A 14,316-nucleotide genomic window follows, 5' to 3' on the forward strand; every position below is an offset into this window, starting at 1 on the left:
TCAGGGGCGACCACCTTAGCCAGCGCGCCCAGGATGCAGCGCGCTGAAGGGTTTCCGGTGCAACTAGTCGGCCGACGGGTACCAACGCGGCGTGTAGGCCCACACCCCACCCGAGAGGCGAGGAAACACGCAGGTTGTAGATGAACCCACCAGCACCATGGTGCGCATGTCGACCATTTCCGGCAGCAGTTCGGCCAATGTAACGACCTTCAGCGTCTGCCCCGGCCTACCGATGTCACGGCCAAGGACTACAGGCGTGTTACCCTCGCGGTGCCGACGCACGACCTCCAGCGCTACCCCAAGCTGGTGCGGCCTGGCCTTGGAAATCGGGTTGTAGAATGCCAGCACCAGGTCGGCCTGGGCCGCCAGGTCCAGGCGCTTTTCAATGATCGACCACGGCTTGAGGTTGTCGGACAGCGACATCACACAGAAGTCATGCCCCAGCGGCGCGCCCGCCTGTGCGGCCGTCGCGAGCGAGGCCGACACCCCTGGCAGGATCTCGAGATCCACCCGGTGCCAAGCCGGGACCGTGGACTCGTGCAGCGCTTCAAGTACCGCAGCCGCCATGGCGAACACCCCCGGGTCGCCCGACGAAACCACCACCACCGAACGGCCCTGAGCCGCGAGTTCGAAGGCATGCCGGGCACGCTGCATCTCTTCACGGTTGTCGGTGCAGTGCAGTACCTGGTCGTCACGGAACGGGCCGGCCATGCGCACGTAGGTTTCGTAACCAAGCACATCCTCGGCCCGCGCAAGCTCGGCCTTGACCGCCGGCACCATCAGCTCGGCTGCACCCGGCCCCAGGCCGATGACCGCCAAACGACCCCGACGACGACCGATCTGCGCCACCTCGACCGGGGCAGGCGCCACCGCGATGACCACGTCTGCCACCTCGATCAGCTGCGCAGCAGGCAATGCCGCAGCAACCATCCCGGCCAGATCATGCGTCCTGGCAGCAAAGCGCAAGGCAACCCCCAGGGCCTGTGCGGCCTCGTGCAGGGCGCTGTCGGCCATGGCTTGCTCGTCAGCCAGCAGGCAGGCCACTGCAGGCTCGGCGATGCCGGCCTGCTGTAATGCCGCCCGGATACTGGCCAGGCTGCCGCCAGCAACACCCACTACCACCGAACGCGGGTGGATCAGCAGCTCGTCGCGGCTGGCCGGGCGCGCCTGGTGCCCCACATGGATGGTACGCCGGGCCGCCTCGCTGGCAGGCAACTGCGCCTGCTGCAGCCACGGCGCATCACCTTCGATGCGCACCGCCTCGCCAGCCAGCAGGTCGGAGACAAAGCGCTTGCCTTGCTCGATATCCGCCAGAGCATAGCCTTGCGGCGGGTTCAGCAGACAGGTGCCAAAACGCAACTCGCCGCTGGTGGTAATTGCCGCAGCAACGCCCAGTGCTTCAGCGATTTCGCGCGCCATCACGTTCACACCGCCAAGGCCACCGAGCAACGGCACTACGGCACTGCCGTCTTCGGCCACGGCCAGTACCGGCGGCTCGACACCTTTCTCGCTGAGCAGGCTGGCCAGGCTGCGGATGACGATACCCGCGGCGCACAGGGCGATGATCGGCGTGTTCTGCTGGTACAGCCCACGCAGGGTATCGCCAAACGCGGTGTAGCAAAGGTCGGCACCCTCGACCCGGCCTTCCAGGCCATGGATCGATGCTTGTGGATAACACTGCTGGATACGCTGCGCCGTGGCCAGGCTGCCCTGGCCAAGGATGACGATCGCCGGTGCCTGGTGCATGTTCAGCCCTGCCATTTTTCACCCGGCACGATGATCAGCGAGAAGTACGGCGACGACTGTGGGTCGACCTGGTCCAGCGGCACGATTTTCTGGTTGGCCATGGTCGCCCGCTCCACATACAGCGCACGCCCGTCCAGGCCCAGTTCGGCCAGCACTTCGCGCACCTTGGGGAAGTTGCGCCCCAGCTTCATGATCACCGCCGCGTCGGCGTCGGCCAGGCGACGCTTGAGTTCTTCGGCCGGCAACACGCCAGACAGCACCGACAGGCTCTGGTTGCGATACACCAGCGGCGCGCCCAGTACCGAGGCGCCACCAAGCATCGAGCAGACGCCGGGGATCACTTCGGCCTCGTAGCGCTGCGCCAGGCGGTCGTGCAGGTACATGTAGGAACCATAGAAGAACGGGTCGCCTTCACAGATCACCGCCACGTCGCGGCCGGCATCCAGGTGCTCGGCTACCTGCACGCTGGCCTCGTCGTAGAAGTCGCTGATCACCTGTTCATAGGACAGCGGCGCTGGCAGCGCTTCGGTGGTTACCGGGTAGACCAGCGGCAGCAAGGTCTGCTCGGGCTGCAGGTGCGCCTCGATGATGCCGAAGGCGTTGCCGCGCTTGCCCTTGGCCACGAAGTAGCCGACCACGGGCGCTTCACGCAGCAGGCGCAAGGCCTTGAGGGTAATCAGTTCAGGGTCGCCAGGGCCCACGCCCAGGCCCAGCAGACGTCCACGCGGCACCATCATTCCACCTCCGTGGCGAGGGCGTTGACCGCGGCGGCGGCCATCGCGCTGCCGCCCAGGCGGCCCTGCATGATCACGAACGGCACGCCACGGCTGTCGGCGGCGAGCATCGCCTTGGACTCGGCGGCACCGACGAAGCCGACCGGGAAACCGAGGATCAGTGCTGGTTTCGGGGCGCCGGCGTCGAGCATTTCCAGCAGGTAGAACAGTGCGGTAGGCGCGTTGCCGATCACCACCACACTGCCTTCCAGGTGCGGTCGCCACAGTTCCAGGGCCACGGCGGAACGGGTGTTGCTGGCGTCTTTCGCCAGGCCCGGTACGCTCGGGTCGCGCAGGGTGCAGATGACCTTGTTGTCGGCGGGCAGCCGGGCGCGGGTAATACCTTCGGCGACCATGTGCGCATCACACAGGATCGGCGCGCCGTTCAGCAACGCCTCGCGCCCGGCCCGGCCGGCACCTTCGGAGAACTGCAGGCCATCGATGGCGTCGACCATGCCACAGGCGTGGATCACGCGCACGGCGAGCTTTTCGAGGTCTGCGGGGATCCGCTCGAGTCGGGCTTCCTCGCGGATGATCCGGAAGGAATTGCGATAGATCTCCTGACCATCGCGGATGTAGTCAATCATCAAGGTGCTCCGTCGGCAGGTCGAGCATGGCGCCTGCTTCATTCAAGGTAAGGTCGGTGGCGCGCAGGGCGCCGAAGCCCGGCAAGCGCGCATCACGCAGGTACAGGTCGTAACGGCCCGGCGCACGGGCCAGCAGGGTGGCCGGGGCAACATGGGCCACGGCACAGGATCGGGGGCAACCGGACAAGTGCACGCTGCCGGGCACGCCAGGGCCGAGCAGTGCAGCCAGGGTGACGGCGTCGGCCTTGGTCTCGCCCAGGGCCTTGGCACAGCCACTGGCGCCGGTACAGGCGCTTATGCGGGCCAGTGGCTCATGGTCATGGCATAGCAGGCCCAGTGCGGACAACCCGGCCTGGGCGTGGTCAATGTGTTGCGCTTGCAGGTTGGTCAGCACCAGGCTTTGCCAGGGGCTCAGGCGCAGGCTGCCATCGCCATGTTCACGGGCAACGCGCGCAGCGCCACGCAGCATGGCCGGGGTCAGGCGCCCCTGCGGCGGGGCAACGCCCAAGGCGACGCTCTGCGCCTGGGGCAGGACGCCCAGCCACGAGACGCTGCGCGGTTCACGCCGCCATGCGAGCACGGCGGCGTCGCGGCGGATGGCCAGGCCGAGTCCGTCGATGAAATCGGTTGCCGAACACACCTCGAGCAACTGGCGCATGCGCGACTGTGCCGGGGTGGCCAGGTCGAGGAAGCGCTCCAGCACCGCACGCACCAGTGCCAGGCCTTGGTCCGCCGGGACCGCACCGAGCACCTGGCCGTCTGCCGGGCAACCCGCCAGGCCAAACGCCAGCCAGGTCTGCTGCCCCAGGCGCAGGGCCGACAGCCACAGGTCATGGGGGTGTTCGAGCATGGCCAGGTTTTCGCCGGCATCCAGCTGCACGGCGAACTTGGCCGACAACTGGTGAAAACGCGGAGTGCCTTCCAGCAGGTCGAGGATCTGCCCGGCCAGCGGCCGAGCGTCCAGCAGCATCGCCGGGTCATGCCCGGCCAGCGGGCTGAGCATCAGGTTGCGCACATCGTCACCGGCGGCATCACGTGGGCCCAGGCCGGCAGCGAGCAGTGTCTCGACCAGGCCGCGATGCTCGCTGCCGATGCCGCGAATCTGCAGGTTGCCGCGGTTGGTGGCCTCGATCACGCCACCAGCGAAACGCTCGGCAGCCGCCGCCACTGCGTCGGCCTGGTCGGCCAGCAGCAGGCCGCCCGGCAGCTTGATGCGGCAGATGCCGCCATCACGGGCACTGACGATGCGCCACAACCCCGGGCAGGCCGAGGGACGGGGCGATACATGGGAGGCATGGGCCTGGGTCAAAGGGGCGTCCGGCAATCTGTGAAAATGCGCTTGAGTGTAGAAGGCGCGGTATTATGCCTGCTTTGTCCGGCGGCATGAAAAGCCGGTGGTCGAGCATCATCGACGATCGAGTAGAAATTAAGGACCGCGTCGCCTTCCTTCGCGGGCATGCCCGCTCCCACAGGATCACCGCTGCCCTCAACGGCTGCGCTGTACCTGTGGGAGCGGGCGAGCCCGCGAAGGGGCGCGCAGCGGCCCCAAAAATGGCGGAATGAGATACATGGCACCCTGGCTGACAGTAGTAGGTATCGGCGAAGACGGCTTCAGCGGCCTGGGCAAGCAGGCCCGGCGCGCGCTGCTGGGCGCTGCGCGGATCTTCGGCAGCCCGCGCCAGCTGGCCTTGCTGCCACGCTGCGTGGCCGGCGAACGGCTGGGCTGGCCAAGCCCGTTCTCGCTGGCCCCGGTCCTGGCTCTGCGCGGTGAGCCAGTATGCGTGCTGGCCAGCGGCGACCCGATGTTCTACGGCGTCGGTGCCAGCCTGGCGCGCCAACTGCCCGCCGCTGAAATACGCGTGCTGTCGATGCCCTCCTCCTGCGCCCTGGCCGCCGCCCGCCTGGGCTGGCCACTGCAGGACGTGCAGGTGGTATCGCTGGTCGCTCGGCCCCTGGCAGCGCTCAATGCCCATCTGCACAGCGGTGTGCGCCTGCTGGTGCTGAGCAACGACGGCGACAGCCCGGCAGCAATTGCCACGCAGCTGCGCGAGCGGGGCTTCGGGCCAAGCCGCCTGCGAGTCTTCGAACACTTGGGTGGCGTGGACGAACGTGAGTTGGCCGGCACCGCCCAGGGCTGGCCGCACAGCGACGTCGCCGCGCTCAACCTGGTAGCCATCGAGTGCCTGGCCACGCCCGAGGCGCCGCGCCTGCACCGGCTGGCCGGGCTGCCGGACAGCGCCTTCCGGCATGACGGCCAGCTGACCAAGCGCGACGTCCGCGCCATTACCCTGGCCCGCCTGGCACCACAGCCCGGCGAACTGCTGTGGGACGTGGGCGCCGGCTGCGGCTCGATCGGCATCGAATGGATGCGCGCCCACCCGGCCTGCCGCGCCTTGGCCATCGAGGCCGACGAAGGCCGCCAGGGCTTCATCGAACACAACCGCGATGCGTTGGGTGTACCCGGTCTGCACCTGGTCCGCGGCAAGGCACCGGCGGCGCTGGAGGGCCTGGAGCAACCGGATGCGATCTTCATCGGTGGCGGCGTCACCCGCGAAGGTGTGCTCGACCTGTGCTGGGCAAACCTGCGCCCCGGCGGCCGGCTGGTAGCCAATGCGGTGACCTTGCAAAGCGAACTGGCCCTGGCGCATTTCCGTGAACGCCACGGCGGCGAGCTGACCCGCGTCCATGTCGCCCATGCCCAGCCATTGGGCGCGTTCGACACTTGGCGCCAGGCGCTGCCGATCACCTTGCTGGACGTGGTGAAACCCGCCAATGCGTGAAGAAACCCGCGAACAGCCCGCCCCCCTGCGCAGCGGCCTGACCACCGGCAGCTGCGCCACCGCCACCAGCCTGGCGGCAGCACGCTTGCTGCTCGGTGGCGAGAGCAACGACGCCGTCAGCATCACCCTGCCCAAGGGCAAGGTGGTGCAGATGCGCCTGGAGTTCTGCCGCCTCACCAGCCAAGGTGCCGAAGCGGGCACGCTCAAGGACGCCGGCGACGACCCGGACGTGACCCACGGCGCCCTGCTCTATAGCCAGGTTCGCCTGCTGGCCGAACCTGGCATCCGTTTTGTCGCCGGCACCGGCGTCGGCACCGTGACCCGCCCGGGGCTGGTGCTGGCGGTGGGTGAGCCGGCCATCAACCCGGTGCCACGGCGCATGATCAGCGAACACCTGCAACGCCTGGCGGACGAATGCAGCTATCCCGGTGGCTTCGAGGTAACGGTCAATGTGCAGGGTGGCGAGCAACTGGCCCTGAAGACCATGAACCCGCGGCTGGGCATCCTCGGCGGTCTGTCGATCCTCGGCACCAGCGGCATCGTGCGGCCGTTTTCCTGCGCGGCCTACATTGCCTCGATCCACCAGGGCATCGACGTCGCCCACACCAACGGCTACACGCATATCGCTGCATGCACTGGCAACGCCAGCGAAGACACCATGCGCCGCGTCTATGGCCTGCCAGAAATAGCCCTGATCGAAATGGGCGACTTCGTCGGTGCGGTGCTCAAGCACCTGCGCAAAGTACCGGTGCCACGCCTGACCCTGTGCGGCGGTTTCGGCAAGATCAGCAAGCTGGCTGCCGGGCACATGGACCTGCACAGCCGTCATTCCAGCATCGACCTGCCGCAACTGGCCGGCTGGGCGGCGGACATCGGCGCCGACGCTGCGCTGCAGGCATCGATCATTACTGCCAACACCAGCCAACAGGCCCTGGCACTGGCCCATGCAGCCGGCATTCCCTTGGGTGACGCGGTGTGCGCCCACGCCCTGGCCTTCGCCCGCAGCGTGGTGCCGGCGCAGGTGCAGGTGGAGGTGTTCGCCATCGATCGCCAGGGTGGCATCGTCGGCCGGGCGGGTGTGCAATGAACGGGCGCATCCTGCTGCTGGGCGGCGTCACCGAAGCCCTGGCCATCGCTCGCCGCCTGGGCCCGCAGCATGTCTACAGCCTGGCGGGCATCGGCCGGGTGCCGCAGGACCTGCAATGCCAGGTTCGGGTCGGCGGCTTTGGCGGTGCCGAAGGGCTGGCGAACTACCTGCACGATGCAGGCATCACGTTGCTGATCGATGCTACCCATCCCTATGCCGCGCAGATCAGCCGCAACGCGGCCAACGCCGCACGCTTGGCCGGTATTCCGTGCTGGGCCTTGCGCCGCCCGGCCTGGCAGACACAAGCGGGGGACGACTGGCGCGAGGTCGAGGACTGGGCGGGGTTGATCGAGGCACTCAAGCCGTTTCGCAGGCCATTGTTCACGCTGGGGCGTGAGCCGCTGCAACATCTGGACGAGATACCGCTGGAGCAGTTCTGGACCTTGCGTGCGTTGGAAACGTGCCCTGGCAACGATCGCTGCGAAGTGATTGGCGCGCGCGGGCCGTTCCATATCGAGGAGGAGCGGGCGTTGTTCCAGCGCCGCAAGATCGATGTGCTGATCAGCAAGAACAGTGGCAGCGTAGCGACCGAACCGAAGCTGGAGGTGGCGCGGGAGCTGGGGATACCTGTGCTGATCCTGAAGCGACCGGCTTTGCCGGATGTGAACCGGGCATTCGATTCGCCAGCCGACCTGGCTGCGGCGCTCGACCTGCGCGGATAACAAATTCCGTAAGCGCACCGCAGATCCCTGTGGGAGCGGGTTTACCCGCGAAGAAATCAACGCGGTGCATGGCACCGGCTTCGCCGGTGTTCGCGGGTGAACCCGCTCCCACAGGGGACGCGGCAACTTTCATGTATTTGCACAAGACAGTTGCTCCTACAGCCATTTCGGACTTTTCTTGCAAACCATGAAGTGGCCATGTGCCGCACTGCTACCTTAAACTCGGCACTCCCCCCCGGAAGGCGCTACCCATATGGAAATGCAATGGTGGATCTGGCTGGTCTTCGGCATCGCGCTGATCCTGCTCGAACTGGTCCTGCCGACGTTCTTCATCCTCTGGTTCGGCATCGGCGCCGTGCTGGTATCGCTCATTTCGCTGGCCGCCCCCAGCCTGCAACTGGACATGCAGGTGCTGCTGTGGGTGCTGATGTCGTCAGTCACCACGGCACTGTGGTTCAAGCTGTTCCGGCGCAAGCAACCCGACGTGCGCTGGACCGCCGAAAGCGTGATCGGTGAAGTGGGGCTGCTGACTGCTGGTGTATCGGAGTTTCAAAAAGGCCGTGTGCGCTTCCAGAAGCCTATCCTCGGCAACGAGGAATGGACCTGCATCGCCGATAGCGAGATCGCGGCCGGCGAGCGGGTACGCCTGACCGCCATCGAAGGGAACACCGCCCGGGTCATTCGGGCCTGAATCCGCACTAAAAGGAATTTCGCATCATGACCAGCCTCATCGTCGTCGTCGCCATCGCGCTGTTCGTCCTGATCACCGTGTTCAAGGGGGTGCGCATCGTGCCCCAGGGCGAAGAATGGGTCGTCGAGCGCCTGGGCCGCTACCAGAGCACGCTCAAGCCCGGCCTGAACATCGTCATCCCGTACATGGACGTGGTCGCCTACCGCCTGCCCACCAAGGACATCATCCTCGATGTGCAGCAGCAGGAAATCATCACCCGGGACAACGCCGTAATCGTGGCCAACGCCCTGTGCTTCGCAAAGGTGGTCGACCCACAGAAGGCCTCCTATGGCGTGCAGGACTTCTCGTTCGCCGTCACCAGCCTGACCATGACCTCGCTGCGCGCCATCGTCGGGGCCATGGACCTGGACGAAGCGCTGTCCAGCCGCGAGCAGATCAAGGCGCGCCTGCGCGAGGCGATGTCCGAGCAGACCGAAGACTGGGGTGTGACCGTACGCTCGGTGGAAATCCAGGACATCAAGCCCTCGGAAAACATGCAACTGGCCATGGAGCGCCAGGCGGCAGCCGAGCGTGAACGCAAGGCCGACGTAACCCGTGCCGAAGGAGCCAAGCAGGCGGCGATCCTGGAAGCAGAAGCACGCTTGCAGGCTGCCAGGCTGGATGCCGAAGCGCAGATCAGCCTGGCCGAGGCCTCGGCGCGGGCGATTTCGCTGGTCAAGGACGCGGTCGGCAACGAGACCGTACCGGCGATGTACCTGCTGGGCGAGCGCTATGTGGGGGCCATGGAGAACCTGGCGGGCAGCAGCAATGCCAAGGTGGTGGTGCTGCCGGCGGACCTGCAGGAGACCGTGCGAGGGTTGATGGGCCGCAACAAGGCTTGAGGGTACCTTGATCTTCATCGCCGGCAAGCCAGCTTGTGTCTTCAAGGTCTCTTAAACTCGAAAGGGTGAGAGCAGTGGATGGCAGACTGAAAGCCAGGTGTGCTCTAAAGCACGAGTGGGAGCCTAGTCGCCATCCACCTCCCACTCTGACCTAAGCCCGAACAGTTGAATGAGTGGCGAACTCGCAGTCACAAGCTAGGGCTAAGTCAGAGTGCTCTCACTTCTTGAGTGTAAGAGGGCTTGGCGATGATTTCCTACTTCGTTGGTCTCGACGTTTCGAAAGCGACTCTGGATGTGGGCTTTCTTCCTGAAAGTATTCCCCAGTTCCAGGTCAGGAATGACTCTGAGGGCTTTGCGCAACTGATCGCATGCCTGAACGAGCTTGAGGTCGAACGGGTCTTGCTGGAAGCCACCGGTGGCTATGAACGGGCCGTATTCAAAGCCTTGCGACTGGAGGGTTTGAACGTCGTCAGGGTCAACCCCAGGCGCTGTCGGGACTATGCGAGTGCCATGGGCAAAATTGCCAAGACTGACAAGATCGACGCCCAGATGCTGGCGCGGTTTGCCAGGGACTTCGAGGACTTGCCGCAGATAGAGCCTAATCAAGATCGGGATGAACTGGGAGAGCTCATCAAACTCCGTGGCAATCTTGTCCAGCATCGGGATGATGACAAGCGTCGGATGAAACAAACCACTTCAGCTACGGCCATTACCGTTTATACCGAGCATGTCGCTTACCTGAATGATCAGATTAAGGCCTTGGACAAGGCGATTGAGCGTGCCTCGAACGTGCTGGATCGCACGACAGCCATGCGGCTAAGGTCTGTGAAAGGGATTGGCGTCATCAGTTGTGGCACCTTCATGGCCTACCTACCTGAGCTGGGAAGCGTGACGGGGCGCGAAATTGCAGCCTTGGCTGGGTTAGCGCCGTACAACAAAGACAGCGGCAAGAAGAGTGGCCCGAGGAAGATCGAAGGCGGGCGTTACAGAGTCCGCAAGGCGGCCTACATGTCGATCTGGTCAATGATCCAGCATGTCCCAGAAGTTAGAACCCGCTATGAAGCCCTGATAGCCCGAGGCAAGCGCGCAAAAGTTGCCGCAGTGGCGTGCATGCGCGTGTTGCTGGTGCGCCTGAACGCAATGCTGCGTGACGGAACGGAGTGGAAAGAGCTCAAGCCTCAGGTACCCGCACCCTGATCACGAACGAGGATCGATTTTCTACAAATGCGGGCTTCGCCAGCGACACCGCTACGCGGTATCGAGCGAAGCCCTGCCCGAATGGCACGCTTGAAAATAAATTTCTAAAGACAGTTGCTCCCACAGGTTTACCACAGGCCCTGAAATCTGTGCGGTCCCTGTGGGAGCTGGCTTGCCGGCGATCGGGCTGCAAAGCTGCCCCTCGAAGGGCCCGGCCTGCGTCACTTCACCGCACCCCGCCATTTTTACCTATACTCCGCCTTACAATACCCACCACGATTCCTGACCGGATCTCTCCATGCCCCCACGTCGGCACATCGCCTGGATAGCCTGCCTTGCAGTGCTGTTCAACCTGCTGGCCATGCCGCTGTCTTCCGCCGCGCCCAAGGGCCCGGCCGAGCAGCTGCTGTGGGGGGCCTTCTGTTCCAGCATGGCCAACAAGGCCAAGGTCGACGTCCAGGCCCTGGCCAAGATCGACCTCGGCCCGCAAAGCGACGACAGCGCCAGCATGATGAATTGCTGGTGCTGCTCCGGTGCCGCGCCACTGCTGGCCTTGCCCGGCTACCCGCCGCAGCTGCACAACCCGCCGATACTGCTGGCCGGCCTGCTGCCGCCACCCGCCGACTACCACGCCACGCCGCGCCAACTCTGGCCGGCGCTCAACCCCCGTGCCTCTCCGCTGGCCTGAGTTCATCACGCTGTCTGCCTGAACCTGAACAGAAACGGAGATTCACCATGCTCAAGCACGCCCTCGTCATGGCCGCCCTGTTGCTGCCCGGCGCCTTTGCCAATGCCCACGAATACAGCGTGGGTGACCTGCACATCGCCCACCCCTGGTCACTGCAGCTGCCCCCCAACGCCCCCAACGTCGCGGCGTATTTCGTGGTGCACAACAATGGCCAGGCCGACGACCGCCTGCTCGGTGTCGACAGCCCCATCAGCGATGACGCACAACTGCACGAGCATGCCATGAGCGCCAGCGGTGCCATGAAGATGCAGCAGGTACCCAGCGTGGTGGTGCCCGCCGGCAAGGACCTGACCTTCGCCCCCAGCGCCTACCATGTGATGCTGATGCAGCCCAAGGACCGCAGCCTGCTCAGCGACGGCAAGCGCTTCCCGTTGACCCTGCACTTCGAAAAGGCCGGCGATATCACCGTCGATGTGGCCGTGCAGAAGCAGGCGCCGACGGACCAGCCGCAAGCCCACGAACACGCGCACTGATCACCCGCTGAAAGGCACTCGTCATGAGCCTGCCGCGCAACAGCATCAGCCGTACCACCCGCCCTGACCGCAGGCGCGCCGGTGGCGGATGGCTGAGCCTGTTCGCCATGTGGATGATCTTCATCGGCCCGCTGATTTCCCAGTCGATGCCGATGGACCACCACGCCGGCATGAGCATGCCGATGGACATGCCGATGGCCACCGCCCATCAGCATGGCGGCGACGCCCATCACGGCCAGGCTGGCGATGGCCAGCTGCATGTGATGTGGGAAAAGTGCGGTTACTGCAGCCTGTTGTTCAACTGCCCGGCCCTGCCCCAGGCCCTCAGCCCGCTCAGTGCCAGCAGCGTCGTACCCACCACCCACCTGTTCGCACCCACGCGCAAGGGCCATGCCCGGCAGGCTGTATTCCCCGGCGCGCGCAGCCGCGCCCCACCTTCCTCGATCAACGTCTGAACCCACATTTTTCGCGCACGAAGCCAGGAGGCTTCGCGCTGACTCATGACTGATCGACTGGAATCATTATGTCTGGCTGCACCCCTGTTTTTGCCTTGTCCCTGCGTGGGACCATCGCCGCCGTGTGCGGCTCGCTGCTCGCGCCCGTGGCCATGGCCGCCGACCCAGGCCATGAAGGCCATACACACGACGCCCCCGAGCTGAGCCCGACGGTGATCACCGCCGTGGCCCCGAGCTCGCCGCTGACCGTGGTCACCAACCCGAAAGACCCGCGCCAGCCGGTGCCGGCCAGCGACGGCGCCGACTACCTGAAGACTATCCCCGGCTTCTCGGCCATCCGCGCTGGCGGCACCAACGGCGACCCGGTACTGCGCGGCATGTTCGGCTCGCGCCTGAACATCCTCACCAATGGCGGCCTGATGCTGGGCGCCTGCCCCAACCGCATGGACGCCCCCACGTCGTACATTTCGCCGGAAACCTACGACCGCCTGACCGTGATCAAAGGCCCGCAAAGCGTGATCTGGGGCCCGGGCGGCTCGGCGGGCACCATCCTCTTCGAGCGCGAGCCGGAGAAGTTCGGCACCCTCGGCAGCCGGGTCAACGCCAGCCTGCTGGCCGGCTCCAACGGCCGCTTCGACAAGGTGCTGGACACCGCCGCCGGCAACGACCAAGCCTACGCCCGCTTCGTCGGCAACCAGTCGCGCTCGGACGACTACCATGACGGCGATGACAACACCGTGCCGTCACGCTGGGACAAGTGGAATGGCGATGTCGCCCTCGGCTGGACCCCCGACCAGGACACCCTGCTGGAACTCACCGCCGGCAAGGGCGATGGTGAGGCCCGCTATGCCGGGCGTGGCATGGACGGCTCGCAGTTCAAGCGCGAAAGCCTGGGCCTGCGTTTCGAAAAATCCAACCTCGGCGAGGTGCTCGACAAGGTCGAGGCGCAGGTCTACTACAACTACGCCGACCACGTGATGGACAACTACAGCCTGCGCACGCCTTCGGGCAGCGGCATGATGGGCATGCCGATGGTCAGCAACGTCGACCGTCGCACCATGGGCGCACGCATCAAGGCCACTTGGCGCTGGGCCGATGTGCAACTGATCGGCGGCATCGACGCGCAGACCAACGAACATCGCAAACGCGGCGGCATGGGTGTGGACACGCACAAAGGCCAGGCCTGGACCAAGGACGCCGACTTCCACAACTACGGTGCCTTCGGCGAGCTGACCTGGTACGTCAGCGGTGAGGACCGCATGATTACCGGTGCCCGCCTGGACCGCGCCTCCGCCCGCGACTTCCGCGCAACCAGCGCCACCAACGGCGACACCCGCGCCGATACCCTGCCCAGCGGTTTCGTCCGCTACGAGCACGACCTGGCAGCCATCCCGGCCACCACGTACATCGGCCTTGGTCATGCCCAGCGTTTCCCCGACTACTGGGAGCTGTTCTCGCCCAAGCTGGCACCACCCGGTGCGGCCAATGCTTTCGACGGTATCAAACCAGAGAAGACCACCCAACTCGACTTCGGTGTCCAGTACCGCGACGAGCGCATGGAAGCCTGGGCGTCTGGCTACATCGGGCAGATCCGCGACTACATCCTGTTCGACTACCAGGCAATGAGCTCCCAGGCTCGCAACATCGACGCCCGCATCATGGGCGGCGAACTGGGCGCGGCCTACCAGCTGACGGAAAACTGGAAGGCCGACGCCACGCTGGCCTACGCCTGGGGCAAGAACAGCAGTGACGGCACAGCACTGCCGCAAATGCCGCCTCTGGAAAGCCGCCTGGGCCTGACCTACAGCCGCGATGTGTGGAGCGTCGGCGCACTGTGGCGGTTGGTGGCGGCGCAGAACCGCATCGCCGAGAACCAGGGCAACGTGGTCGGCAAGGACTACGACAACAGCGCCGGCTTCGGCGTGTTCTCGCTCAATGGTGCCTACAAGGTGAGCAACCACCTCAAGCTCAGCGCGGGGGTCGACAACCTGTTCGACAAGACCTACGCCGAGCACTTGAACCTGGCCGGGAACGCCGGGTTCGGCTACCCGGCTAGCGATCCACAGCCGGTCAACGAGCCAGGCAGGACCTTCTGGACCAAGGTCGACTTCAGCTTCTGACAACAACAACGGGCGCGGCGCAGGTCGCGCCCATCTGCTGGTCAAACAGGAGGTTC

14 protein-coding genes are annotated in these 14,316 nt (G+C 65.5%); 10 read left to right on the forward strand and 4 right to left on the reverse strand.

Going from position 1 to position 14,316, the window contains the following annotated elements:
- Positions 1–63 precede the first annotated feature (63 nt).
- The 4 genes from cobJ to cobG are packed head-to-tail and all read right to left on the reverse strand — an operon-like array spanning position 64 to position 4,430.
- Entirely contained in the window at positions 64–1,761 is a 1,698-nt protein-coding gene (cobJ, locus tag NY023_RS24470) for a precorrin-3B C(17)-methyltransferase (RefSeq protein ID WP_013974377.1), read from the reverse strand.
- Positions 1,749–2,483: a precorrin-2 C(20)-methyltransferase gene (locus NY023_RS24475; protein WP_013974378.1), complete on the reverse strand. Its 735-nt coding sequence runs from the start codon at positions 2,481–2,483 to the stop codon at positions 1,749–1,751. The genes cobJ and NY023_RS24475 overlap by 13 nt, the downstream gene beginning before the upstream one ends.
- Entirely contained in the window at positions 2,480–3,106 is a 627-nt protein-coding gene (locus NY023_RS24480) for a precorrin-8X methylmutase (protein ID WP_013974379.1), read from the reverse strand. Before NY023_RS24480 ends, NY023_RS24475 begins: the two co-directional genes overlap by 4 nt.
- Positions 3,099–4,430 (reverse strand): precorrin-3B synthase, encoded by a 1,332-nt coding sequence (cobG, locus tag NY023_RS24485; protein WP_024087797.1) that lies wholly within the window; start codon positions 4,428–4,430, stop codon positions 3,099–3,101. The genes NY023_RS24480 and cobG overlap by 8 nt, the downstream gene beginning before the upstream one ends.
- A gap of 244 nt (positions 4,431–4,674) precedes the next feature.
- Between cobG and NY023_RS24490 the strand changes: the two genes are divergently transcribed.
- The 10 genes from NY023_RS24490 (at position 4,675) to NY023_RS24535 (ending at position 14,260) form a co-directional block, all read left to right on the forward strand.
- The gene (locus NY023_RS24490) at positions 4,675–5,886 is read left to right on the forward strand and encodes a bifunctional cobalt-precorrin-7 (C(5))-methyltransferase/cobalt-precorrin-6B (C(15))-methyltransferase (RefSeq protein WP_013974381.1); all 1,212 of its coding nucleotides are present in this window, start codon (positions 4,675–4,677) and stop codon (positions 5,884–5,886) included.
- Positions 5,879–6,973 (forward strand): cobalt-precorrin-5B (C(1))-methyltransferase, encoded by a 1,095-nt coding sequence (locus tag NY023_RS24495; RefSeq protein ID WP_013974382.1) that lies wholly within the window; start codon positions 5,879–5,881, stop codon positions 6,971–6,973. Before NY023_RS24490 ends, NY023_RS24495 begins: the two co-directional genes overlap by 8 nt.
- Positions 6,970–7,695, forward strand: a complete 726-nt coding sequence (locus NY023_RS24500; protein ID WP_013974383.1) for a cobalt-precorrin-6A reductase — start codon at positions 6,970–6,972, stop codon at positions 7,693–7,695. The genes NY023_RS24495 and NY023_RS24500 overlap by 4 nt, the downstream gene beginning before the upstream one ends.
- Positions 7,696–7,948: 253 nt before the next feature.
- Positions 7,949–8,386, forward strand: a complete 438-nt coding sequence (locus NY023_RS24505) for an NfeD family protein (protein ID WP_003257542.1) — start codon at positions 7,949–7,951, stop codon at positions 8,384–8,386.
- A 26-nt stretch (positions 8,387–8,412) separates the two neighbouring features.
- Positions 8,413–9,267: an SPFH domain-containing protein gene (locus NY023_RS24510; RefSeq protein WP_013974384.1), complete on the forward strand. Its 855-nt coding sequence runs from the start codon at positions 8,413–8,415 to the stop codon at positions 9,265–9,267.
- 246 nt (positions 9,268–9,513) lie between these two features.
- Positions 9,514–10,464, forward strand: a complete 951-nt coding sequence (locus NY023_RS24515) for an IS110 family transposase (protein WP_013970357.1) — start codon at positions 9,514–9,516, stop codon at positions 10,462–10,464.
- A 298-nt stretch (positions 10,465–10,762) separates the two neighbouring features.
- Complete coding sequence (locus tag NY023_RS24520) at positions 10,763–11,152, forward strand: DUF2946 domain-containing protein (RefSeq protein WP_024087799.1); 390 nt, start codon at positions 10,763–10,765, stop codon at positions 11,150–11,152.
- Between the two features lie 47 nt (positions 11,153–11,199).
- Positions 11,200–11,685 carry a copper chaperone PCu(A)C gene (locus tag NY023_RS24525; protein WP_003257539.1) on the forward strand — a complete coding sequence of 162 codons (486 nt, stop codon included), beginning with the start codon at positions 11,200–11,202 and terminating at the stop codon, positions 11,683–11,685.
- 23 nt (positions 11,686–11,708) lie between these two features.
- A complete protein-coding gene (locus NY023_RS24530; protein ID WP_013974386.1) occupies positions 11,709–12,140 on the forward strand; it encodes a DUF2946 domain-containing protein in 432 nt (143 codons plus the stop codon).
- A gap of 68 nt (positions 12,141–12,208) precedes the next feature.
- Positions 12,209–14,260, forward strand: a complete 2,052-nt coding sequence (locus NY023_RS24535; protein WP_013974387.1) for a TonB-dependent copper receptor — start codon at positions 12,209–12,211, stop codon at positions 14,258–14,260.
- Positions 14,261–14,316 lie beyond the last annotated feature (56 nt).

The organism is Pseudomonas sp. NBB (assembly GCF_032701105.1).
GTDB classification, from domain to species: Bacteria; Pseudomonadota; Gammaproteobacteria; order Pseudomonadales; family Pseudomonadaceae; genus Aquipseudomonas; species Aquipseudomonas asiatica.